Genomic DNA, 20,985 nt, shown 5'->3' on the forward strand with positions numbered 1-20,985 from the left:
GTCGGACCCTGAGGGTCCGACCCCAGTTTCTGCCGTTGGGTTTTATCAGCTATTGAAGCCCTTGCCTTCGCCCGCCAATTTCACCAGCAGCGGCGCCGGCGTCCATGCCTCGCCATGGCGCGCCCTGGCATAGCCTTCGATCGCCTCGAGCACGTTCGGCAGGCCCACCGTATCGGCGTAGAACATCGGTCCGCCCCGGAACAGCGGGAAGCCATAGCCGGTCAAATACACCATGTCGATATCGGAGGCGCGCAGCGCGATGCCCTCTGCCAGGATGCGCGCGCCTTCGTTGACCAGCGCATACACCAGGCGCTCGACGATTTCCTGGTCGCTGATCTTGCGCCGCTCGACGCCGATAGCCTGTGAATGCTCGATGATCATGGCATTGACCTGCTCGGACGGATAAGCCTTGCGGTCGCCCGCCTTGTAGTCATACCAGCCGGCGCCCGTCTTCTGGCCATAGCGTCCCAGCTCGCACAGCAGGTCGGCCGTTTTCGAATACGTCACGTCCGGCTTCTGCACGTAGCGGCGCTTGCGGATGGCCCAGCCGATATCGTTGCCGGCCAGGTCGCCCATGCGGAACGGCCCCATGGCAAAGCCGAATTTTTCCACCGCCTTGTCGACCTGCTCCGGCAGGCAGCCTTCTTCCAGCAGGAAACCGGCCTGGCGGCTGTACTGCTCGATCATGCGGTTGCCGATAAAACCGTCGCACACGCCCGAGACGACGCCGGTCTTTTTCAATTTTTTCGACAGCGCCAGCGCGCTGGCCAGCACGTCCTTGCCGGTTTCCTTGCCGCGCACGATTTCCAGCAGCTTCATCACGTTGGCCGGGCTGAAGAAGTGCGTGCCGATCACGTCCTGCGGGCGCCCGGTGAAACTGGCGATCTGGTCCAGGTCCAGGGTCGAGGTGTTCGACGCCAGGATGGCGCCCGGTTTCATCACCGCATCGAGCTGCCTGAACACCGCTTCCTTGACACCCATCTCCTCGAACACGGCCTCGACCACGATATCGGCCTGCGCCACGTCTTCGTATCGGAGCGTGCCGGTGACCAGCGCAATGCGCTGTTCGGCTTTTTCCTGCGTCAGCTTGCCGTTCTTGACGGTGTTCTCGTAGTTCTTGCGGATGGTGGCCAGGCCCTTGTCCAGCGCTTCCTGCTTCGTTTCCAGCAGGATCACGGGGATGCCGGCGTTGGCAAAATTCATGGCGATGCCGCCGCCCATGGTGCCGGCGCCCACAATTGCGGCCGAGGCGATCGCGCGCACCGGCGTGTCGGCCGGCACGTCCGGCACCTTGCTGGCCACGCGCTCGGCGAAAAAGGCGTGGCGCAAGGCTTTCGATTCAGGCGACTGCACCAGCTGCATGAACAGCTCGCGCTCGAATTTCAATCCGTCGTCGAATTTCATCGTCACGGCAGCGGCGACTGCTTCCACGCATTTCAGTGGCGCCGGGAACGGGCCGGACATGGCTTTCACGGTATTGCGTGAAAACTGCAGGAACGCTTCATGGTTCGGATAATCGACCTTGCGGTCGCGCACTTTCGGCAGCGGACGCGCATCGCCGATTCTTTCGGCAAATGCCACGGCGGCGGCCAGCAGGTCGGCGCCGGGCTGTGTGACTTCATCGAACAGCGCCGTGCCGGCCAGTTTTTCGGACGCCACCGGCGTGCCCGAGACGATCATGTTCAACGCCATTTCCAGGCCCAGCACGCGCGGCAGGCGCTGCGTGCCGCCGGCGCCGGGCAGGATGCCCAGTTTGACTTCCGGCAAGGCCATCTGCGCGCCAGGCGCGGCGACGCGGTAATTGCAGCCCAGCGCCAGCTCCAGCCCGCCGCCCATGCACACGCTATGGATGGCGGCAATCACCGGCTTGGTCGAGCTTTCCACCACATTGATCAGGGTGTGCAAAGTCGGCTCCGTGAGGGCCTTGGGGGAATTGAATTCCTTGATGTCGGCGCCGCCTGAAAAGGCCTTGCCGGCGCCCGTGATGACGATGGCCTTGATGGCGTCGTCCGCCAGCGCCTGGCGGATGCCGGCCACGGCGGCGGTACGGGTGGCCAGGCCCAGTCCGTTGACGGGTGGATTGGCGAGGGTAATCACAGCTACGGAACCGTTGACTTGATAGTCGGCGCTCATTGTCTCTTCCTTGTTGGTTTGGTGAATTCAGTTGGCGTATCTTCAGTTGGCATATCAACTTGCCAGTGCTGAAGCTTGACTATACCGCACAAAAGAACGCTCGTATTATTTTTGTCCGCCCCCTGCGCGCGGTACTGCCCGGCGTCATGGTACCCGATCGCCGCGGATGGCGGCTGCCAAGCGCCACAAAAGCAATCGGCGACTATCGAACGGATATTCATAATATTGCACGAAATACAAATATTAATACATGAGTCTGTTATTCGAAAGTATTTATCTTTGAATGAAAAATACGGGAATAGCGCCACTTTTTCCATTATTTATTGACCTTTTCTGTTTTTCTGCAGGCAACAAGGAATCATAAATTTAGTGATGAAAATCAATACACTACCGGCCATCTCATATATGGCACACTGGCTGTCATGTAATGCGGCATGCGTTTCGACATTCTCACCAATTATCACGCCATATAAGACGCGGCATATTCTCACGCTTTGTCACAATTAATGCATTAATGATGCTTTTTGATTTTCAATTAACGCCGACTCATATTGAAGGAAATATTATGGACGCAGCCAGCCATGTCAGCCATTCCCAGGATCTGGACTTACAAGCGATCAATACTGCCATCAACCGGGTGCAGGCGGTGATCGAATTCGAGCTCGACGGTACCATCCTGCACGCGAATGACAATTTTCTCCGTGTTGTCGGCTATACGCTGGACGAGGTGCAAGGCCACCATCACGCCATGTTCTGCGACCCCGACTATGTGAAGTCGCCGCAATACCGCGAATTCTGGGCCAGGCTGGCGCGCGGCGAATTCGACCAGGGCGAGTACAAGCGCATCGCCAAGGATGGCCACGAGGTATGGATCAGTGCCTCGTACAACCCGATCTTCGACGCCGACGGCAAGCCCTATAAGGTCATCAAGTTCGCCACCGATGTGACCTCCAGCAAGATGCGCAATGCCGAATACGAAGGCAAGGTCAGCGCGATCGGCAAGGCGCAGGCGGTGGTGGAATTCGACGTCAACGGCAATGTGCTCGACGCCAATCCGAATTTCCTCGAAGTGATGGGTTATGAACTGGCCGATATCAAGGGCGAACATCACCGCATCTTCTGCGAGGCGGACTATGCCAACAGTCTCGACTATAAAAAATTCTGGCAAAAGCTCAATCGCGGCGAATTCGACAGCGGCCGCTACAAACGCATCGGCAACGATGGCAAGGTGGTGTGGATACAGGCAACCTACAATCCCATCCTCGACCTGAATGGCAAGCCGTACAAGGTGGTCAAGTTTGCCATCGACATTACCGACCAGGTGAAACTGGAAGCGAGCATCCACGACAAATCGCGGGACGAAAGCCGCAAGGTCAAGACCCTGCTCGAATCGGTGGCGCGCGCGGCGCAGGGTGACCTGACCTGCACCATCGTGCAGGAAGGCGACGAGCCGATCGACCTGCTGGCGGGCGGCATCGGCAAGATGATCGTCGACCTGCGCGGCGTGATCGCCAATGTGGTCACCGCCGCCGGCGGCTTTGCCGATTCCTCGCACGCGATCGCCGAACGGGCTACCGGCGTGGCGGTCGGCACGCAGGCGCTGGGCGCCACCGTCGAGCAGATGAACGCCTCGATCGACGGCCTGACGTATTCCATCAATTCGATCGCCGAAAACGTGTCCAGCGCCGACTACCTGGCGCGCACCACGCAGCAGGAAGCCGAAGCGGGCGCGCGCGCGGTGGCGAAATCGATCGAGGCGATGGACCTGATCAACCGCTCGTCGGAAGATATCGGCGAGATCGTCAAGGTCATCAGCGAGATCGCCAACCAGACCAATATGCTGGCCTTTAACGCGGCCATCGAGGCGGCGCGCGCCGGCGAACATGGACTGGGCTTCTCGGTGGTGGCCGACGAAGTGCGCAAACTGGCCGAGCGCTCGTCGCAGGCCACCAAGGAAATCTCCAAGCTGATCAACGAGTCGGTCAAGCGCGTGACCACCGGCAGCGAGATTTCGCGCCAGGCCAGCGATGCCTTCGACAAGATTGTCTCGGGCGTAGGCAAGACCACCCTGGCCATCTCGGACATCTCGAAGGCGGCCAACGAACAGCTGCTGACGGCGCGCGAAGTGTCGACCGCGATCCAGTACATTGCCGAGGAAACGGAAAAGTCGGCGGCCAATGTCGACAGCATCGCCCGTTCGACCGACGCGCTGAACGACCGCGCCGGCAACCTGAACCAGACCGTCTCCGGTTTCGTGGTCTAGGAGCAGCTTGACGATGAGCCATGCCGCCACCCTGACGCCCGAAGTCCTTGCCAGCCTGATCGCCATGGTGCGCGAGCATACGGGCATCGCCATGACGCCGCGCAAGAGCATCCTGCTCGAACGGCGTCTGCAGCCGCGCCTGCAGGCACTGTCGCTGCACAGCTACCAGGCCTACCTGGACCGCGTCAGCAGCGACCGCTCGGAAGTGGCGCATTTCATCGACCTGGTGACTACCAACGACACGCTGTTCTTCCGCACGCCACAGGTGTGGGCGTATTTCCGCGAGCGCTACCTGCCCGGCTGGGCGCGCCAGCATCCGGGCGCCTGCCTGAAAGTCTGGTCGGCGGCGGCGGCCAGCGGCGAGGAGCTGTATTCGATCGCCATGGTGTGCGAGGAATTCAGGGTGCTGCAGCCGTCCTTCCGCTACCAGATCTTTGCCAGCGATATTTCGCAGCAGATCTTGAACGCGGCGCGCGCCGGCCAGTACAGCGGCCGTTCGGTCGAACGCATCGGCCTGTCGCACCCGGAATTGCTGCGCAAGTATTTTTCGCCGTCGCCGCAGGGCGTGCAGGTCAATGACATCCTGCGGCAGAACGTCAGCTTCGCGCTGCACAACCTGCTCGAACCGCTGCGCCCGGCCCAGCAGTTCGATCTGGTGTTCCTGCGCAATGTGCTGATTTATTTCGATGCCGAGCACCAGGAAACGGTACTGCGCCAGGCGCGCCACAGCCTCAAGGACGAAGGCCGGCTGATCCTGGGCGAATCGGAAACGATTGCCCGCCTCGGTACCGGCTATCAATTCGAGTTCCCCATGATTTACAAGACAGGCGAGGCGTAAATGAATGCAACGATGGCTGCAACGCTGCACACGGAATTGTGGGACACGCCCCTGAAACAGGTAGGCATGGGCCAGCTGCGCGTGGGTGCGCATGACGACCAGCTGCAGGCCCTGCTCGGCTCGTGCATCGGCATCGGCTTTATCTGGAAAAAGGGCGACCGCTGCGGCCTCGCGCATTGCCTGCTGCCGGAGGCGCCGGGACCGGACGCCAGCATGGGAGCGCGCTATGTGAGCCAGGCCGTGCCGGCGCTGCTGCGGCTGATGGGCGCGCGCGTGGCCGACTATCCCGACATCGACGTGGTGCTGGCGGGCGGCGCCAGCATGTTTGGCGGGCGCAGCACCCGCCTGCAGGTGGGCCGGCAGAATGTCGAGGCGGCACGCAAATACCTGGAGCGCTGCGGCCTGCATGTGAGCTTTTGCGCGCTGGGCGGCAGCAACGGCCGCCAGTTGTTGATCGATTGCGCCGACCACAGCTTTGCCATCACCGACGTGGCCGCCTCCGGCAACCGGCCGGGCCGGGCCGTCAATCCCTATGCCGGAGTCCAGCATGCACATGCATGAAGCCAGTGCCGTGGCCAGTGAGCCGGCAAGTGCACCTGAACTGTTCGGCTCGTTCTATCTGGGCGGCGACGAGTTCGCCCTGCCCGCCAGCTGCATCCGCGAGGTGGTCAACTATCCGGCGAAGATGACGGTATTGCCGCTGTCGCCCGCCTATCTGGAAGGCATGTTTACCTTGCGCGGCAGCGTGATTCCGGTGGTCAACCTGGGCCGGCTGTTCCGCCCCGGGGCGCCCGCCGCCGCTGCCACCGACAAGGTCGCCATTCTCGACTTCCAGCAGGTGCTGGTCGGCATCGTGTTCCAGGACACGGGCGAGATCATGCGCGTGCAGCCGTCGCAGCGTTCGAGCCTGCAATACGCGGCCGGCGACGCGCATGCCGTGATTGCCGGCACCATCTTGCAGGACGACGGCGCGCGCCTGCTGCAGATCCTCGATCCGCACGCCCTGGTCCGCATCGAAAACGTACCGCACGTGCTGGCGCGCCAGGCCGCCACCGGCAAGCACAGCGCGCGGCTGCTGGCGCAGGGCGAGCGGCGCCAGTGCGTGAGCTTTCACGCGGCCGGTTCCGCGTTTGCGTTCGACATGGCCGCGATCCAGGAAATCATCCGCGTGCCCGAGCTGCACAGCTCGATCCTGAATAGCGAACTGTGCCTGGGCCGCATGCATTTTCGCGGCAGCCAGGTGGCGGTGGTCGATTTTGCCGCCCTGCTGCAGGCGCCGGGCCGTGCTGCGGGCAGCTCGCCGGACCAGCGCGTGATCGTGGTGCGCCTCGACGACGCCACCGTGGGCTTCCTGGTCGACTCGGTCGACAGCATCGTCCATTATTTTGCCGACGAAGTGCTGCCGATCCCGCTGTTGAGCCGTGCGCGCGCGGCCATGTTTGCAGGCTGCATCACGAAGGACGGCGTGGGCGACGTGATCGTGCTCGACCACCGCGAAATCCTGTCGAACGCGGAAATCGTCGAGATGCAGCAGGGCCATGCCCGCTTGTATCCGGCCGAGGAAGCGGCCAAGGCAGCGGTGCGCAAGGCGCAGCGCCAGGTGTATATCACGTTTACGGTGGAAAACCCGTTTGCGGTCGAAATCAAACAGGTGCGCGAAATCATCGACATGGGCGGCGCGATCACCAGGCCGCCGGGCATGCCAAGCTACCTGCGCGGCATACTGAATCTGCGCCAGCAGATGATCAGCATCGTCGACCTGCGCCAGCTGTACGCGATGCCGCCGCTGGCGGACGAAAGCAATGCCAGGATCCTGATCATCGAGCGGGGCGAGGAGCGCTACGGCTTCCTGGTCGATGCGGTCAACAATATCATGACGATTTCCGACAGCCAGCGCTTTTCCGCGCCGCAGCTGATCCGCACCGGCAGCCACAACGACCTGCGCAGCGAGATGGAAGAGATGATCGATATCGGCACCAGCGAAAAACGGCAGACGCTGAGCGTGTTCCGCTGCGACCGGTTGCTGGATAAATTGGGGCAGGCGGCTTGATGGCATGGCCAACAATGTTGTCGGATTACGGGCGTTCGCGCCTCGGCGGCCCGCTAATCCGACCTGCCCGGCACGTCGGCGACACGCAGGTCGGGTTAGCCCGCAGGGCGTAACCCGACACCGCCACTACCCAAGCGTGTGCCCCTTGAACTGCTCCCGCAGCTTGTTCTTCTGGATCTTGCCGGTCGCCCCCATCGGCAGCGCATCGACAAACAGGACGTCGTCCGGCGTCCACCATTTGGCGATCTTGCCGTCAAAGAACTGCAGCAACTCGGCGCGCGTCACCGTCATGCCGGGCCGCTGCACCACCACCAGCACCGGGCGCTCGTCCCATTTCGGGTGGAACAGGCCGATGCAGGCCGCCTGCAACACGGCCGGGTGCGCCATGGCCAGGTTTTCCAGGTCAATGGTGCCGATCCACTCGCCGCCCGACTTGATCACGTCCTTGCTGCGGTCGGTGATCTGCATGTAGCCGTCCGCGTCGATGGTGGCCACGTCGCCGGTCGGAAACCAGCCGTCCTGCAAGATATCGCCGCCCTCGTTCTTGTAATACGAGGCAATGATCCACGGCCCCTTGACCAGCAGGTGGCCGTAGCTGCTGCCATCCCATGGCAGCTCCTTGCCGTCGTCGTCGACGATCTTCATGTCCACGCCGTAGATCGCATGGCCCTGCTTTTGCAGGATCTTGCGCTGCGCCTCCTTCGGCAAGTCGAGGTGTCTGGCCTGCAGGCCGCCGGTAGTGCCCAACGGCGACATTTCCGTCATGCCCCAGGCATGGATCACTTCCACGCCGAACCGGTCGATCAGGGTATCCATCATGGCCGGCGGGCAGGCCGCGCCGCCGATCACCGTGCGGCGGAAGGTGGAAAATAGCAGATTATTCTGCAGTACATGGTTGAGCAGTCCCAGCCAGACGGTCGGCACGCCGGCCGAAAACGTCACTTTTTCCGCCTCGAACAGCTCGTACAGCGACTTGCCGTCGAGCGCCGCGCCAGGAAACACCATCTTCGCGCCCGACAGCGGCACGGAATACGGCAGGCCCCAGGCATTCACATGGAACATCGGCACGACCGGCAGCACCGTGTCCGAGGCACGCACGTTCAGCCCGCTCGGCATGGCAGAGGCATACGCATGCAGCACGGTCGAGCGGTGCGAATACAGCGCGCCCTTCGGGTTGCCGGTGGTGCCCGAGGTGTAGCACAGGGTGGCGGCCGCGTTTTCGTCGAACAGCGGCCACTCATACTGGTCGGAATGGCTGTCGATCAGGTCTTCGTAGCACAGCAGGCCGGGAATCGTGCTGCACGCCGGCATGCGGTCGCGGTCGCACATCAGCACGAAATGGCGCACGAAGGTGCAGGCGGCGGCGATTTTCTCCACCACCGGCAAGAACGTCAGGTCGAACAGCAGCACCTGGTCTTGCGCATGGTTCGAGATATACGCGATCTGGTCGGGGAACAGGCGCGGATTGATGGTATGCAGCACGGCGCCCGAGCCGGACACGGCGTAATACGCTTCCAGGTGGCGGTAGCCGTTCCACGCCAGCGTGGCCACGCGGTCGCCCATGCCCACTCCCAGGCCGTGCAGCGCATTGGCCAGCCGGCGCGCGCGCTGGTGGCAGTCGCGGTAGGTGTAGCGGTGCATGTCGCCTTCCACGCGCCGCGAGACGATCTCGCTGGCCGCAAAATGACGCGCCGCAAATTCGATAATGGTGGAAATAAGCAGGGGCTGATTCATCATCTGGCCCATTACCGGACTGACCTGGAATACCGACATCGTCTCTCCTTGTTGTTGAATTTGCCATGAATTTTCACTAACTCGGCTTAGTTTCGACCGACCGTGCTATTCCGGTCAACGCATTTCGATATTGCGCTGCAGCATGGAACCGGCGGTTCCGTTTTCTGCCCGGACGCACGCAAGCGCGCCCTGCGGTAAAATCGCGGTTCCCGACCTACTAAAGGCCGGCCAGCAAACCTGGCCGGAACTGCCATCAGCGCCTCTACCCTGCCCCTAGCCAATACTTTTGCGGCGCTGCCGCCCGCGTTTTATACCCGCCTGATGCCGACCCCGCTGCCGGCACCGTATTTTGTCGCCGCCAGCGCGCCGGCGGCCAGGCTGATCGGCCTCGATCCTGCGCTGCTGGCGCAGCCCGACTATGTAGAACTGCTGAGCGGAAACAGCGTCGCCGAGCGCTCCCTGCCACTGGCCGCCGTGTATTCCGGCCACCAGTTCGGCGTCTGGGCCGGCCAGCTCGGCGACGGCCGCGCCATTTTGCTGGGCGATATCGCCACGGCCAGCGGTCCGATGGAGCTGCAACTGAAAGGCGCCGGCGCCACGCCGTATTCGCGCATGGGCGACGGGCGCGCCGTGCTGCGCTCGTCGATCCGCGAATTTTTGTGTTCGGAAGCGATGGCGGCGCTCGGCATTCCCACCTCGCGCGCGCTGGCCATCATGGGCTCGAACCAGGGCATCGTGCGCGAAACGGTCGAGACGGCCGCTGTCGTCACGCGCATGGCGCCCAGCTTCGTGCGCTTCGGCTCGTTCGAGCACTGGTATGCGCGCAAGAAACCGGCGGAACTGAAAATCCTCGCCGACTATGTGATCGACAGCTTTTATCCGCAGCTGCGCGACAGCGCCAATCCGTACGCGTCGCTGCTGCAGGAAGTGTGCACGCGCACGGCGCACATGATCGCGCACTGGCAGGCGGTCGGCTTCATGCATGGCGTGATGAATACCGATAATATGTCGATCCTGGGCCTGACGCTCGACTACGGCCCGTTCGGCTTCATGGAAGCGTTCGACGCCGAACATATCTGCAACCATACCGACAGCCAAGGCCGCTATTCGTATGCGAACCAGCCGCAGGTCGGCCACAGGAACTGCCATGCGCTGGGCCAGGCACTGCTGCCGCTGATCGGCGAAGTGCCGCTGGCGCAAGCTGCGCTCGACAGCTATGAACCGGCGTTTGCCGCCAAAATGAACGAATTGCTGCGCGCCAAGCTGGGTTTGCGCACGGAGCAAGGCGACGATACGCGGCTGTTCGACGCCATGTTTGCCGTGATGCAGGCCAATCACGTCGACTTCACGAACTTTTTCCGCGCGCTGGGCAATCTGCAATTGCACGCGCCGGACAGCGATGCGCCGTTGCGCGACATGTTCATCGACCGCCCCGCCTTCGACGCCTGGGCCGTGCAATACCGCGCACGCCTGCTGGCCGAGCACAGCGTGGATGCCGCACGCAAGCTTGCAATGGACCAGGTCAACCCCAAGTATGTGCTTCGCAACTATCTGGCCCAGGTCGCCATCGACAAGGCGCAGCAGCAGGACTACGCGGAAGTGGCGCAATTGCTGGCGGTTTTGCAAAAGCCATTTGACGAACAGCCCGAACACCAGCACTATGCGGCCCTGCCGCCCGACTGGGCCAGCCATCTTGAAGTAAGCTGCTCATCCTAAGGAGTCCACATGACCACCAATAAAGTACAAAAAACCGACGCCGAATGGCGCGCCATGCTCGACACCATGGAATACCAGGTGACGCGCCATGCGGCCACGGAACGGGCCTTCACGGGCAAGTTCTGGGATCACCACGAGCACGGCATCTATACCTGCGTGTGCTGCAATACGCCGCTGTTCGCGTCCGACACCAAGTTCGACTCGGGCTGCGGCTGGCCCAGCTACTTCCAGGCGCTGGACCCGGCCAACGTCAAGGAAATCGTCGACCGCAGCCACGGCATGGTGCGCACCGAGATCATCTGCGCCGTGTGCGACGCCCACCTGGGCCACGTGTTCCCGGACGGCCCGCCGCCGACCGGCCTGCGCTATTGCATCAATTCGGCGTCCCTGCGCTTCGATCCACAGCCGTAAACACAAGGCGCCCGGATGGCCTAAGCCATTCCTAAGGCGCTTTTTAGTTGACCATAGTAAAGTCTCGCCATGAAATTTCTCTTTGACCTCTTTCCGCTGATCGCTTTTTTTGCCGCCTTTAAACTGGGCGGCATCTACGAGACGGCAACTCACGACTTCGTGCAGCAATACCTGTCCGGCATCGTCTCGGGCGGCGTGATCAAGGCCGACCAGGCGCCATGGATCGTGGCCACGCTGGTCGGCATCCTGGCCACCGCCGGCATGGTTACCTATCTGCTGGCGCGCGGACGCAAGGTCGACGGCATGCTGTGGCTGTCGCTGTTCATCTTCGTGGTGTTCGGCGGCGCCAGCATCTATCTGCACGACGACTTCTTCCTGAAATGGAAGCCGACCCTGATCTACTGGCTGTCGGGCCTGGCGCTGCTGATCGCGCATCTGGGCTTCAAGAAAAACCTGATCCGCAAGACCATGGAGGCGCAGATCCAGCTGCCCGATCCGGTCTGGAACCAGCTGCTGGCCGCCTGGATCATTTTCTTCGGTTTCCTCGGCGCGGTGAACCTGTTCGTGGCCTTCGTGCTGTACAAGGGCGACATGGCGTCCTGGGTCAGCTTCAAGGCATTCGGCGCGACCGGCATCTTCTTCGCCTTTATCGTCGTGCAAACCCTGTTCCTGTCCAAACATATCAAGGAAGACGCGTGAGCAACGAACTCCATACCCCGCAAGATACTTCGCCGGCAACGCGCATGGAGCGCATCCGCGCCCGCCTGGAAGCGGCGCTTACTCCTGTGGAATGCGTGCTCGAGGACGACTCGGCAAGCCATCGCGGCCATGCCGGCGCCGCCTCCGGCGGGGGCCATTACAATGTCCGGATCATTTCCAGCAAATTTGAAGGGCTCAGGCTCGTCATGCGCCATCGTCTGGTGTATGATTCCGTGCACGATATGATGCATAATGAGATACATGCATTGGCCATAGTCGCATTGGCGCCGTCCGAAGCATGATATGGATGGCGTTTTTGGCGTAGGCCGGCTCGCCGGCATGACGCTGCAGTAAACGCGATAAATCATCGTTTATGCGTTTTTTACGAAACTTTCCCTAACAGGATTTAATAATGACTTTTAAGCCAGCCCGCTTGCTGATCGCACTACTCGCTGTAGCCGCTGTACCTGTTTTTGCGCAAAATGTTGCTGTTGTGAATGGCAAGGCTATCCCTTCGTCGCGCGTTGAGGCAGTCGTCAAGCAAGTCGTCGCCCAAGGCCAGCAACCGGATTCGCCGCAGCTGCGCGAAGCCATCAAGAAAGATCTGATCGGCCGCGAAGTGCTGATGCAGGAAGCGGAAAACAAAGGTTTCGGTAAAGATGCAGCTGTCAAACAGCAGATCGAAAACGCACGCCAGGCCATCGTCATCAACGCGCTGGTTGGCGACTACCTGAAGAAAAATCCGGTCAGCGACGCTGATATCAAGGCTGAGTACGATCGTTTCGTGGCCCAGACCGGCGACAAGGAATACCACGTACGCCATATCCTGGTCGGCACGGAAGCCGAAGCGAAAGACATCATCGCCAAGCTCAAGGGCGGCGCCAAGTTCGAAGACCTGGCCAAGCAATCGAAAGATGCGGGTTCGGCCGACAATGGCGGCGACCTGGACTGGGCAGCGCCTTCGTCGTTCCCGAAAGTGTTCTCGGACGCCTTCGTGAAACTGCAAAAAGGCCAGGTCACCGACACTCCGGTGCAAACGCCTAACGGTTTCCACGTGATCAAGCTGGACGACACCCGCGCTGCAAAACTGCCGACGCTGGAAGAAGTCAAGCCACAAATCTCCGAAGCATTGCAGCAGAAAAAACTGCAGGCATATCAGGAAGACATGATCAAAAAAGCGAAAGTTCAATAAGAACTGACCTCCCCGGCGCCCCTTTCGGCGCCGGTCGTGTATTCTGCGTTTGAATAAACTATCGTCATTGTATTTTTATAGGAATAAACATGATTTTGAAGCCAGCCCGTCTGATCTTAGCCCTGGTAGCCGTTGCGGCCGCACCTGCTTTTGCGCAAAACGTCGCCACCGTCAATGGCAAGGCCATTCCGGCATCGCGCGTCGACCAGGTCGTCAAGCAAGTGGTTGCTCAAGGTAAGCAAGCTGATTCGCCGCAACTGCGCGAAGCGATCAAGAAAGACCTGATCGGCCGCGAAGTGCTGATCCAGGAAGCCGACAAGCAAGGCTATGGCACCCGTCCTGAAGTCAAGGCGCAGCTCGACAACGCCCGTCAAAGCATCATCATCAACGCCCTGCTGGCCGACTACATCAAGAAAAACCCGGTCAAGGATGCTGAAATCAAGGCCGAGTACGACAAGTTCAAGGCGCAAGCCGGCGACAAGGAATACCACGCACGCCACATCCTGGTCGCCACCGAAGCCGAAGCGAAAGACATCATCGCCAAGCTCAAGGGCGGCGCCAAGTTCGAAGAACTGGCCAAGGTATCGAAAGACGGTTCCGCAGCCAATGGCGGCGACCTGGACTGGGCCAGCCCGACCTCGTACGTGAAGCCGTTCGCCGACGCCATGGTTGCATTGAAACCAGGCCAGGTCACGCAAACGCCGGTGCAGTCGCAATTCGGTTTCCACGTGATCAAACTGGAAGAAACCCGTCCGACCAAGCTGCCGGCACTGGAAGAAGTCAAGGGCCAGGTGGCCGAATCGCTGCAACAGAAGAAACTCGCCGCTTACCGCGACGAACTGATGAAAAAAGCCAAAGTGCAGTAATCTGCCTTTGCCAGCAAAAAAGCGCTCTTCGGAGCGCTTTTTTTTGGCCAACAATGTTGTCGGGTTACGCTGCGCTAACCCGACCTACGGTTGCGACACCCTCACCGCCCACGCTGACCATGTTGTCGGGTTACGCTGCGCTAACCCGACCTACGGTTGCGACGCCCTCACTTCCCACACCGACCATGATGTCGGGTTCCGAAACGCCGTTTCACGCGTAGGTCGGATTAGCCCGCAGGGCGTAATCCGACACCATAGTTGATGCGAGCTATCGCCCATCACGCAAAGGCGAACCACGCCCGCGCGATGCGGCCGTCGACCACTTCATAGGTGGCCACCAGCTCCTGTTCGGTCGTGCCTGCATCCGTTACGCTGGTGACGATCTCATGGTCGATCACCAGTTTGCCGCAGGCAATGCGATTGAGCAGGCGCGCCTGCGGGCGGCTGGCGGCAAAGCGGGCCGTGAAACGCGCGGCGATCTGCGCGCTGCCTTCGGCCAGCAGCACATCGGGATGCTGGAACTGCTGGACGTGGTCGGCATAGATGGCGGCCAGTGCGGACACATCGTGGGCGTTGTAAGCGTCGAGCTGGGCCTGGACGACGTCGGTGGGGGTAGGCATGTGCATGGATCTCCTTTAAAGAATGGCACTCTACAATGTGCGCGGTGCAACGGACAAGCCCGCAGTCCACTGCCAGACTGCTCTTTTACCATGACGAGGCCCGTTTCATGTCGCGAACTCCTGTTACCAATGCTCCCCTGCCCGGCCACGTCAGCGTGCGCGGCGCGCGCGAACACAATCTGAAAAATGTCGACGTCGATATTCCGCGCGATGCGCTGGTGGTATTTACGGGCGTATCGGGCTCCGGCAAGTCCTCGCTGGCCTTTGGCACGCTGTATGCGGAAGCGCAGCGGCGCTACCTGGAATCGGTTTCGCCGTATGCGCGGCGCCTGTTTCACCAGATGGCGGTGCCGGAAGTCGACAGCATCGACGGCCTGCCGCCGGCCGTGGCCCTGCAGCAGCAGCGCGGCGCGCCCACCACGCGTTCGTCGGTGGGCAGCGTCACCACGGTGGCCAACCTGCTGCGCATGCTGTATTCGCGCGCCGGCGACTATCCGCAGGACCAGCCGCTGCTGTACGCGGAATCGTTTTCGCCCAATACCGCAGAAGGCGCCTGCCCCGAATGCCACGGCCTGGGCCGCGTCTACTCCGTCACGGAAGCGTCGATGGTGCCGGACGACAGCCTCACCATCCGCGAGCGCGCGATCGCCGCCTGGCCGACGGCCTGGCATGGCCAGAACCTGCGCGATATCCTGACCACGCTGGGCCACGACGTCGATACGCCGTGGCGAGACCTGCCGAAGAAGGTGCGCGACTGGATACTGTTTACCGACGAGCAGCCGGAGGTTCCCGTGTATGCGGGGCTGGATCCGCAGGAAACAAAGGCGGCGCTGAAGGCGAAGATGCCGCCGAGCTATATGGGCACGTTTACGGGCGCGCGCAAATACGTGCTGCAGACCTTTGCCAACAGCCCCAGCGCGCAGATGAAAAAGCGCGTGGCGCAATACATGCTTGGCGCCGACTGCCCCGTGTGCGAAGGCAAGCGGTTGCGGCGCGAATCGCTGTCGGTGCAGTTTGCCGGCCTCGATATTGCCGAGATGTCGCGCCTGAGCCTGGCGAAACTGGCGGCACTGTTCGCGCCGTATGTGACTGGCAAGGCGAAAATACGTGACAGCCGCGCGCATCCCGAAAAAGCCATCGTCACCCAGCGCATCGCGCAGGACCTGGCAGGCAGGCTCGAAGTGCTGCTGGACCTGGGTCTCGGCTACCTGAGCCTGGACCGCGGCACGCCCACCCTGTCGCCGGGCGAGCTGCAGCGGCTGCGCCTGGCCACGCAGGTGCGCTCGAACCTGTTTGGCGTGGTGTATGTGCTCGACGAGCCGTCGGCCGGCCTGCATCCGGCCGACACCGAAGCGCTGCTGCGCGCGCTCGACCGCCTGAAGGCGTCGGGCAATTCGCTGTTCGTGGTCGAGCATGATCTCGACGTGGTCAGGCAGGCGGACTGGATCGTCGATGTGGGGCCGCACGCGGGCGAGCATGGCGGACAGATCCTCTACAGCGGTCCACCAGACGGGCTGCGCAAGGTCGCACTGTCGCAGACGCGGCGCTATCTGTTCGAGCAGGACAAGGCAGGTCCGCGCAGCCCACGCGAACCATCGGGCTGGCTGACGGTGGCAGGCGTGACGCGCAACAACCTGCATGGCCTCGACGCGCGGTTTCCGCTCGGCGTGCTGTGCAGCGTGTCGGGCGTGTCCGGCTCGGGCAAGTCGACGCTGGTCAGCCAGGCGCTGGTGGAACTGGTGTCCAGCCAGCTGGGCCAGGCGGTGGCGCCGGAGGCCGAGGATGACAGCCCGCTGGCGCCGGCCGCCATGCCGACGGGCGGGCGCATTACCGGTGGCCTGGAACAGCTGCGGCGGCTGGTGACGGTCGACCAGAGGCCGATCGGCCGCACGCCGCGCTCGAACCTGGCCACGTATACGGGACTGTTCGACCATGTGCGCAAGCTGTTTGCGGCCACGCCGGCGGCCAGGAAGCGGCATTTCGATGCGGGCCGCTTTTCGTTCAATGTCAGCAAGGGCCGCTGCGCCACCTGCGAAGGCGAAGGCCAGGTGATGGTCGAATTGCTGTTCCTGCCCAGCGTGTATGCGCCGTGCCCCGTCTGCCATGGCGCGCGCTATAACGCGGAAACATTGAAGGTCGATTACCGCGGCAAGGATATCGCCCAGGTGCTGCGCCTGACGGTCGATGATGCGCTGGCGTTTTTCGAGGGCGAAGCGGCGCTCGAACGGCCGCTGTCGGTACTGAAAGAGGTAGGCCTGGGCTATTTGCGCCTGGGCCAGTCGGCCACCGAACTGTCGGGTGGCGAAGCCCAGCGTGTCAAGCTGGCGACCGAACTGCAGCGTGCGCAGCGCGGCGACACCCTGTACATCCTGGACGAGCCGACCACCGGGTTGCACCCGGCCGATATCGACCGGCTGGTGGCCCAGCTCGACACCCTGGTGGCAGCCGGCAATACCGTGATCGCCGTCGAACACGATATGCGCGTGCTGGCGGCCAGCGACTGGGTGATCGATATCGGCCCCGGCGCGGGCGAAGACGGCGGCGTGGTGGTGGCCAGCGGACCGCCAATGGAGGTGGCAAGAACCAGGGGCAGCCGTACGGCCCCCTACCTGAAAAAGGCACTGGCCTGAGCGGAACACTGCTCACCAGGATTTACGTGGATAATATCAACTTGTAACCATAAATCGTGCCGCTGCATTGTGCGCGGCATCAATAATTATTAACGCAGCAGGAGTAACGATCATGAAATGGGAAGGCAACCGCGAAAGCGATAATGTGGAAGACCGCCGCGGAGAAGGCGGCGGCGGCGGTGGCGGCGGCTTTGGTTTTGGCGGACGCACGATCGGCATCGGCACCATCGTCGTCGCCCTGGTGGGCGGCTGGGTGCTGGGCGTCAATCCGCTGACCATCCTCAGCATGCTCAGCGGTGGTGGTGGCGGCAGCCAGGTCAGCACGCAGCCCCAGTCGCCGGCACAGCAGCCGCCGGCCGATGACGAGATGGCGCGCTTCGTGAAAACCGTGCTGGCCGATACGGAAGACACCTGGACCAATCTGTTCAAGGCCGAAGGCGGCAGCTATGTGAAGCCGAAGCTGGTCTTGTTCGAGGGCAGCACGCCGACCGCCTGCGGCACGGGCCAGAGCGCCACCGGACCGTTCTACTGCCCCGGCGACCAGCAGGTCTACCTGGACCTCGATTTTTTCAACCTGATGCAGCAGCGCTTCAAGGTATCGGGGGAATTTGCCCAGGCCTATGTAATCGCGCATGAGGTGGGCCACCATGTGCAGAACCTGATGGGCCTGTCCGAAAAAGTCGACAATGCGCGCCGCACGGCCAGCGAGCGCCAGGCCAACGCCATGTCGGTACGCCTGGAACTGCAGGCCGACTGCTTTGCCGGCGTATGGGCGTATCACGCGAATGCCGAGCGCAAGATCCTGGAGCAAGGCGATGTGGAAGCGGCATTGAAGGCGGCCACGGCGATTGGCGACGATGCGCTGCAGCGCCAGGCGCAAGGCCATGTGGTGCCCGATTCCTTTACCCACGGCACCTCGGAACAACGCGTGCGCTGGTTTACCAAAGGGATTGAATCAGGCCAGATTGCCCAGTGCAATACGTTTGAAGCGAAACAGCTGTAACAGCCGTGGCGGCTAGGGAGTGGTGACCTCGAAGCGCCTGCCCAGCCGCTTCAGCTCGCCGCTCTCGACCAGGGTATTGAACTCCTGGTCGAACTGCAGCCGCAGGCGGTCGAACTCCGGCGAACGGGGAAACGCAAAATAGCCGTTCTGCACTTCCAGCACGCGTGGCAGGACTTTCACCTGCCGCTGCAGACCCAGCCGCGCCACCACCGGTTCGGTATTGCGGCGGTTGGTAACGAACAGGTCGACGTGGCCATGCACCAGCATCTTCAGACCGTTTTCCACGTTATTGGCCACGCTGACCTGCAGGCTGGAGCGCAGGCGTTCCATGTCCGAACCGTAGGCCCAGCCATTGAGCATCACCAGCCGCCGGTTCTTCAGGTTGGCATAGTCGCCGTCCCAGCTGAAGCCAGGTTCCTGGCGCACATAAAACACGATCTGGTCCTGGTAGAAAGGCTTGTCGGCAAACGCCATGCTGGCAAAGCGCTCGGGCGCCTTGTACGGGCCGATCAGAATATCGGCCTGGCCCTGCGCCAGCATGGCTTGCGCACGCGCCCACGGCACCATGCGAAAGCGCACGGTATTACCCGTGCGTGCCGCCAGGATGCGTACCAGCTCGGCGCCCAGCCCCACATATTCGCCGCTGGGCTGGTAGTCGAAGACGCGTTCGAACTGTGCGCCGACGGCCAGCAGTTCACGCGCCTGCGCCTGCCAGGGCGCGAACAGGACCGGCAACAAGGCCAGTCCAAGCAGGCGCCGGCGCCAGCGGCGCTGCCCTGCCCCGCTCATCAGCCGACGATGCGCAAAGAGTAATCGGTGGCCTTGATATCCTTGGTCAGGCTGCCGATCGAGATGCGGTCCACGCCCGTCTCGGCAATCGCGCGCACGGTGTCGAAGTTGATGCCGCCCGACGCTTCCAGCAAGGCGCGCCCGGCGGTCAGCGCCACCGCCTCGCGCATCATGCCGTTGCTGAAGTTATCGAGCAGTACCGACACGGCGCCCGCGGCCAGCGCTTCCTGCAGTTGCGCCAGCGTTTCCACCTCGATCTGCACCGGCACGCCGGCGTCCAGCGTGCGCGCATTGTCCAGCGCCTGGCGGATGCCGCCGGCGGCCGCGATATGGTTCTCCTTGATCAGGATGCCGTCATACAGCGCCAGGCGCTGGTTCTGGCCGCCGCCCACGCGCACCGCGTACTTCTGCGCCAGGCGCAGGCCGGGCAAGGTCTTGCGCGTGTCGAGGATGGCGGCTTTGGTGCCGGCCACCACATCCACGTACTGGCGCGTGGCGGTGGCCACCGCCGACAGCAGCTGCATGAAGTTCAGCGCGCTGCGCTCGGCCGTCAGCAAGGCGCGCGCCGGCGCCTCGATGGTGCACACCACGCTGTCGGCGGCCATCAGGTCGCCTTCGGCGTAATGCCAGTCGATGATCATGTTGCGGTCCAGGCTGGTCATAATCCCTTGGAACCATGGCGCGCCGCACAGCACGGCCGCTTCGCGCACGATCACGCGCGCCGTGACGATCTCGTCCGGCGGCACCAGCTCGCCAGTCAGGTCGCACTGGCCCACGTCTTCCATCAGCGCGGCCAGCAGGTTCGCTTCAAATGCGCGCGCCAGGGCGGGATCGAACGGGGCGAAAGAATTGACGAGAGTACTCATGCTGGACCGATTCCCTGAAACAGTGTGGCTTCTTGCGCCAGGTCGGGGCCTGGCTGGATGCCCGCCTTTTTGGCGGCGGCAAAGTCGAGCATGCGGTTGATGGAACGCACGGCCAATTGACCGACGGCCGGGTCGACATGGATTTCATTGTGCATGTTTTCCAGTGTCTCGGCCAGGTTGCGCAGGCCGTTCATCGCCATCCACGGGCAATGCGCGCAGCTCTTGCAGGTGGCGCTGTTGCCGGCGGTCGGCGCTTCGATAAAGCGCTTGCCGGGGGCGGCGGCGCGCATCTTGTGCAGGATGCCGTTGTCGGTGGCGACGATAAAGGTGTCGGTATCCATCGTCTGCGCGGCAGCGATCATCTGCGAGGTCGAGCCGACCATGTCGGCCAGCGCCACCACATTGGCCGGCGACTCCGGGTGCACCAGCACCTTGGAGTGCGGATACTCTTCCTTGAGCAGGTCGAGTTCGATGCCCTTGAATTCGTCATGCACCAGGCACGAACCCTGCCACAGCAGCATGTCGGCGCCGGTTTCCTTCTGGATATAGGAGCCCAGGTGCTTGTCCGGCGCCCACAGGATTTTCTTGCCCTGGGCGTGCAGGTGGGCCACGATATCGAGGCCGATCGAGGACGTCACCATCCAGTCGGCGCGCGCTTTCACGGCCGCGCTGGTGTTGGCGTACACGACCACGGTGCGGTCCGGGTGCTGGTCGCAGAAGGCCGTGAACTCGTCGGCCGGGCAGCCGAGATCGAGCGAACAGGTGGCATCGAGGTCGGGCATCAGCACGGTTTTTTCCGGGCTGAGGATTTTCGCCGTCTCGCCCATGAAGCGCACGCCCGCCACCACCAGCGTCCTGGCCGGATGGTCGCGCCCGAAGCGCGCCATTTCCAGCGAATCGGAAACGCAGCCGCCGGTCGCTTCGGCCAGGTCCTGCAGGTCGGCGTCGACATAATAGTGCGCAACGAGCACGGCTTCGCGCTCGACCAGCAGGCGCTTGATGCGTGCGATCAGTTCGGTTTTTTCGGATGGGGACGGCGTCGCCGGCGTACGCGCCCAGGCGTGGGCGGTGCAGCTGGCGCCGTCTTGCGGGTGTTCGTACTCGACGGATTTGATGGCTAGAGTTTGCATGGCTGTGTCAGACAAATCGGGATGGGCGGGAACAATAGCGAGTGG

At 62.5% G+C, this 20,985-nt stretch carries 18 protein-coding genes; 12 read left to right on the forward strand and 6 right to left on the reverse strand.

From position 1 onward, the window contains the following. Nucleotides 1–45 precede the first annotated feature (45 nt). Nucleotides 46–2,133, reverse strand: coding sequence for a 3-hydroxyacyl-CoA dehydrogenase NAD-binding domain-containing protein (locus tag RTQ46_RS09410; RefSeq protein WP_312436109.1), 2,088 nt, complete (start codon nt 2,131–2,133; stop codon nt 46–48). Between the two features lie 565 nt (nt 2,134–2,698). Here RTQ46_RS09410 and RTQ46_RS09415 point away from each other — a divergent pair. From RTQ46_RS09415 to RTQ46_RS09430, 4 genes are read left to right on the forward strand one after another with little or no spacing between them, the layout of a single operon-like run. Beyond that, nucleotides 2,699–4,396, forward strand: coding sequence for a PAS domain-containing methyl-accepting chemotaxis protein (locus RTQ46_RS09415; RefSeq protein ID WP_312436111.1), 1,698 nt, complete (start codon nt 2,699–2,701; stop codon nt 4,394–4,396). A gap of 13 nt (nt 4,397–4,409) precedes the next feature. Continuing rightward, a complete protein-coding gene (locus RTQ46_RS09420; RefSeq protein WP_312436246.1) occupies nt 4,410–5,234 on the forward strand; it encodes a protein-glutamate O-methyltransferase CheR in 825 nt (274 codons plus the stop codon). Continuing rightward, entirely contained in the window at nt 5,235–5,795 is a 561-nt protein-coding gene (locus RTQ46_RS09425; protein WP_312436112.1) for a chemotaxis protein CheD, read from the forward strand. It abuts the gene before it with no gap. Next, nucleotides 5,782–7,284 carry a chemotaxis protein CheW gene (locus tag RTQ46_RS09430; protein ID WP_312436114.1) on the forward strand — a complete coding sequence of 501 codons (1,503 nt, stop codon included), beginning with the start codon at nt 5,782–5,784 and terminating at the stop codon, nt 7,282–7,284. The genes RTQ46_RS09425 and RTQ46_RS09430 overlap by 14 nt, the downstream gene beginning before the upstream one ends. Before the next feature lie 126 nt (nt 7,285–7,410). Here RTQ46_RS09430 and RTQ46_RS09435 read toward each other — a convergent pair whose 3' ends face one another. After that, complete coding sequence (locus RTQ46_RS09435) at nt 7,411–9,057, reverse strand: 3-(methylthio)propionyl-CoA ligase (RefSeq protein ID WP_312436116.1); 1,647 nt, start codon at nt 9,055–9,057, stop codon at nt 7,411–7,413. 228 nt (nt 9,058–9,285) lie between these two features. On the opposite strand from RTQ46_RS09435, the gene RTQ46_RS09440 reads away from it, so the two are divergent. The 6 genes from RTQ46_RS09440 (at nt 9,286) to RTQ46_RS09465 (ending at nt 13,902) form a co-directional block, all read left to right on the forward strand. Next, nucleotides 9,286–10,734 carry a protein adenylyltransferase SelO family protein gene (locus RTQ46_RS09440; RefSeq protein ID WP_312436247.1) on the forward strand — a complete coding sequence of 483 codons (1,449 nt, stop codon included), beginning with the start codon at nt 9,286–9,288 and terminating at the stop codon, nt 10,732–10,734. A gap of 9 nt (nt 10,735–10,743) precedes the next feature. After that, nucleotides 10,744–11,145 (forward strand): peptide-methionine (R)-S-oxide reductase MsrB, encoded by a 402-nt coding sequence (msrB, locus tag RTQ46_RS09445; protein ID WP_312436117.1) that lies wholly within the window; start codon nt 10,744–10,746, stop codon nt 11,143–11,145. A 69-nt stretch (nt 11,146–11,214) separates the two neighbouring features. Next, nucleotides 11,215–11,844, forward strand: a complete 630-nt coding sequence (locus RTQ46_RS09450) for a septation protein A (RefSeq protein WP_312436119.1) — start codon at nt 11,215–11,217, stop codon at nt 11,842–11,844. Between the two features lie 44 nt (nt 11,845–11,888). Continuing rightward, nucleotides 11,889–12,146 carry a BolA family protein gene (locus RTQ46_RS09455; protein WP_312436248.1) on the forward strand — a complete coding sequence of 86 codons (258 nt, stop codon included), beginning with the start codon at nt 11,889–11,891 and terminating at the stop codon, nt 12,144–12,146. Nucleotides 12,147–12,256: 110 nt separating this feature from the next. Then, on the forward strand, nt 12,257–13,036 hold the full coding sequence (locus RTQ46_RS09460; RefSeq protein ID WP_312436121.1) for a peptidyl-prolyl cis-trans isomerase: 780 nt from the start codon (nt 12,257–12,259) through the stop codon (nt 13,034–13,036). Between the two features lie 89 nt (nt 13,037–13,125). Continuing rightward, nucleotides 13,126–13,902 (forward strand): peptidyl-prolyl cis-trans isomerase, encoded by a 777-nt coding sequence (locus tag RTQ46_RS09465; protein ID WP_312436122.1) that lies wholly within the window; start codon nt 13,126–13,128, stop codon nt 13,900–13,902. Between the two features lie 278 nt (nt 13,903–14,180). Here RTQ46_RS09465 and RTQ46_RS09470 read toward each other — a convergent pair whose 3' ends face one another. Beyond that, a complete protein-coding gene (locus tag RTQ46_RS09470; RefSeq protein ID WP_312436123.1) occupies nt 14,181–14,528 on the reverse strand; it encodes a nuclear transport factor 2 family protein in 348 nt (115 codons plus the stop codon). Between the two features lie 101 nt (nt 14,529–14,629). On the opposite strand from RTQ46_RS09470, the gene RTQ46_RS09475 reads away from it, so the two are divergent. Both RTQ46_RS09475 and RTQ46_RS09480 read left to right on the forward strand, forming a co-directional pair. Continuing rightward, nucleotides 14,630–17,152 carry an excinuclease ABC subunit UvrA gene (locus RTQ46_RS09475; RefSeq protein ID WP_312436124.1) on the forward strand — a complete coding sequence of 841 codons (2,523 nt, stop codon included), beginning with the start codon at nt 14,630–14,632 and terminating at the stop codon, nt 17,150–17,152. 112 nt (nt 17,153–17,264) lie between these two features. Beyond that, nucleotides 17,265–18,155, forward strand: coding sequence for a neutral zinc metallopeptidase (locus RTQ46_RS09480; protein WP_312436125.1), 891 nt, complete (start codon nt 17,265–17,267; stop codon nt 18,153–18,155). 12 nt (nt 18,156–18,167) lie between these two features. On the opposite strand, the gene RTQ46_RS09485 is transcribed toward RTQ46_RS09480, so the two are convergent. Genes RTQ46_RS09485 through nadA form a run of 3 tightly spaced genes read right to left on the reverse strand, consistent with a single transcriptional unit; the run spans nt 18,168 to nt 20,940 of the window. Beyond that, nucleotides 18,168–18,944: a transporter substrate-binding domain-containing protein gene (locus RTQ46_RS09485; RefSeq protein WP_312436127.1), complete on the reverse strand. Its 777-nt coding sequence runs from the start codon at nt 18,942–18,944 to the stop codon at nt 18,168–18,170. Continuing rightward, a complete protein-coding gene (gene nadC, locus RTQ46_RS09490) occupies nt 18,944–19,810 on the reverse strand; it encodes a carboxylating nicotinate-nucleotide diphosphorylase (protein ID WP_312436128.1) in 867 nt (288 codons plus the stop codon). The genes RTQ46_RS09485 and nadC overlap by 1 nt, the downstream gene beginning before the upstream one ends. Next, on the reverse strand, nt 19,807–20,940 hold the full coding sequence (gene nadA / locus RTQ46_RS09495; RefSeq protein ID WP_312436130.1) for a quinolinate synthase NadA: 1,134 nt from the start codon (nt 20,938–20,940) through the stop codon (nt 19,807–19,809). Before nadA ends, nadC begins: the two co-directional genes overlap by 4 nt. Nucleotides 20,941–20,985: the final 45 nt, after the last annotated feature.

This window comes from Janthinobacterium sp., from assembly GCF_031995485.1.
Classification (GTDB): domain Bacteria; phylum Pseudomonadota; class Gammaproteobacteria; order Burkholderiales; family Burkholderiaceae_D; genus Janthinobacterium.

Excerpts from the sequence above, each read along its gene's own strand:
- RTQ46_RS09425 (WP_312436112.1), top strand. The coding sequence starts at position 5,235 with ATGAATGCAACGATGGCTGCAACGCTGCACACGGAATTGTGGGACACG.
- RTQ46_RS09475 (WP_312436124.1), top strand. The coding sequence starts at position 14,630 with ATGTCGCGAACTCCTGTTACCAATGCTCCCCTGCCCGGCCACGTCAGC.
- RTQ46_RS09460 (WP_312436121.1), top strand. The coding sequence starts at position 12,257 with ATGACTTTTAAGCCAGCCCGCTTGCTGATCGCACTACTCGCTGTAGCC.
- RTQ46_RS09435 (WP_312436116.1), bottom strand. The coding sequence starts at position 9,057 with ATGTCGGTATTCCAGGTCAGTCCGGTAATGGGCCAGATGATGAATCAG.
- RTQ46_RS09430 (WP_312436114.1), top strand. The coding sequence starts at position 5,782 with ATGCACATGCATGAAGCCAGTGCCGTGGCCAGTGAGCCGGCAAGTGCA.
- RTQ46_RS09420 (WP_312436246.1), top strand. The coding sequence starts at position 4,410 with ATGAGCCATGCCGCCACCCTGACGCCCGAAGTCCTTGCCAGCCTGATC.
- RTQ46_RS09470 (WP_312436123.1), bottom strand. The coding sequence starts at position 14,528 with ATGCACATGCCTACCCCCACCGACGTCGTCCAGGCCCAGCTCGACGCT.
- RTQ46_RS09450 (WP_312436119.1), top strand. The coding sequence starts at position 11,215 with ATGAAATTTCTCTTTGACCTCTTTCCGCTGATCGCTTTTTTTGCCGCC.
- RTQ46_RS09485 (WP_312436127.1), bottom strand. The coding sequence starts at position 18,944 with ATGAGCGGGGCAGGGCAGCGCCGCTGGCGCCGGCGCCTGCTTGGACTG.
- msrB (WP_312436117.1), top strand. The coding sequence starts at position 10,744 with ATGACCACCAATAAAGTACAAAAAACCGACGCCGAATGGCGCGCCATG.
- RTQ46_RS09465 (WP_312436122.1), top strand. The coding sequence starts at position 13,126 with ATGATTTTGAAGCCAGCCCGTCTGATCTTAGCCCTGGTAGCCGTTGCG.
- nadC (WP_312436128.1), bottom strand. The coding sequence starts at position 19,810 with ATGAGTACTCTCGTCAATTCTTTCGCCCCGTTCGATCCCGCCCTGGCG.
- RTQ46_RS09410 (WP_312436109.1), bottom strand. The coding sequence starts at position 2,133 with ATGAGCGCCGACTATCAAGTCAACGGTTCCGTAGCTGTGATTACCCTC.
- RTQ46_RS09480 (WP_312436125.1), top strand. The coding sequence starts at position 17,265 with ATGAAATGGGAAGGCAACCGCGAAAGCGATAATGTGGAAGACCGCCGC.
- nadA (WP_312436130.1), bottom strand. The coding sequence starts at position 20,940 with ATGCAAACTCTAGCCATCAAATCCGTCGAGTACGAACACCCGCAAGAC.
- RTQ46_RS09415 (WP_312436111.1), top strand. The coding sequence starts at position 2,699 with ATGGACGCAGCCAGCCATGTCAGCCATTCCCAGGATCTGGACTTACAA.
- RTQ46_RS09455 (WP_312436248.1), top strand. The coding sequence starts at position 11,889 with ATGGAGCGCATCCGCGCCCGCCTGGAAGCGGCGCTTACTCCTGTGGAA.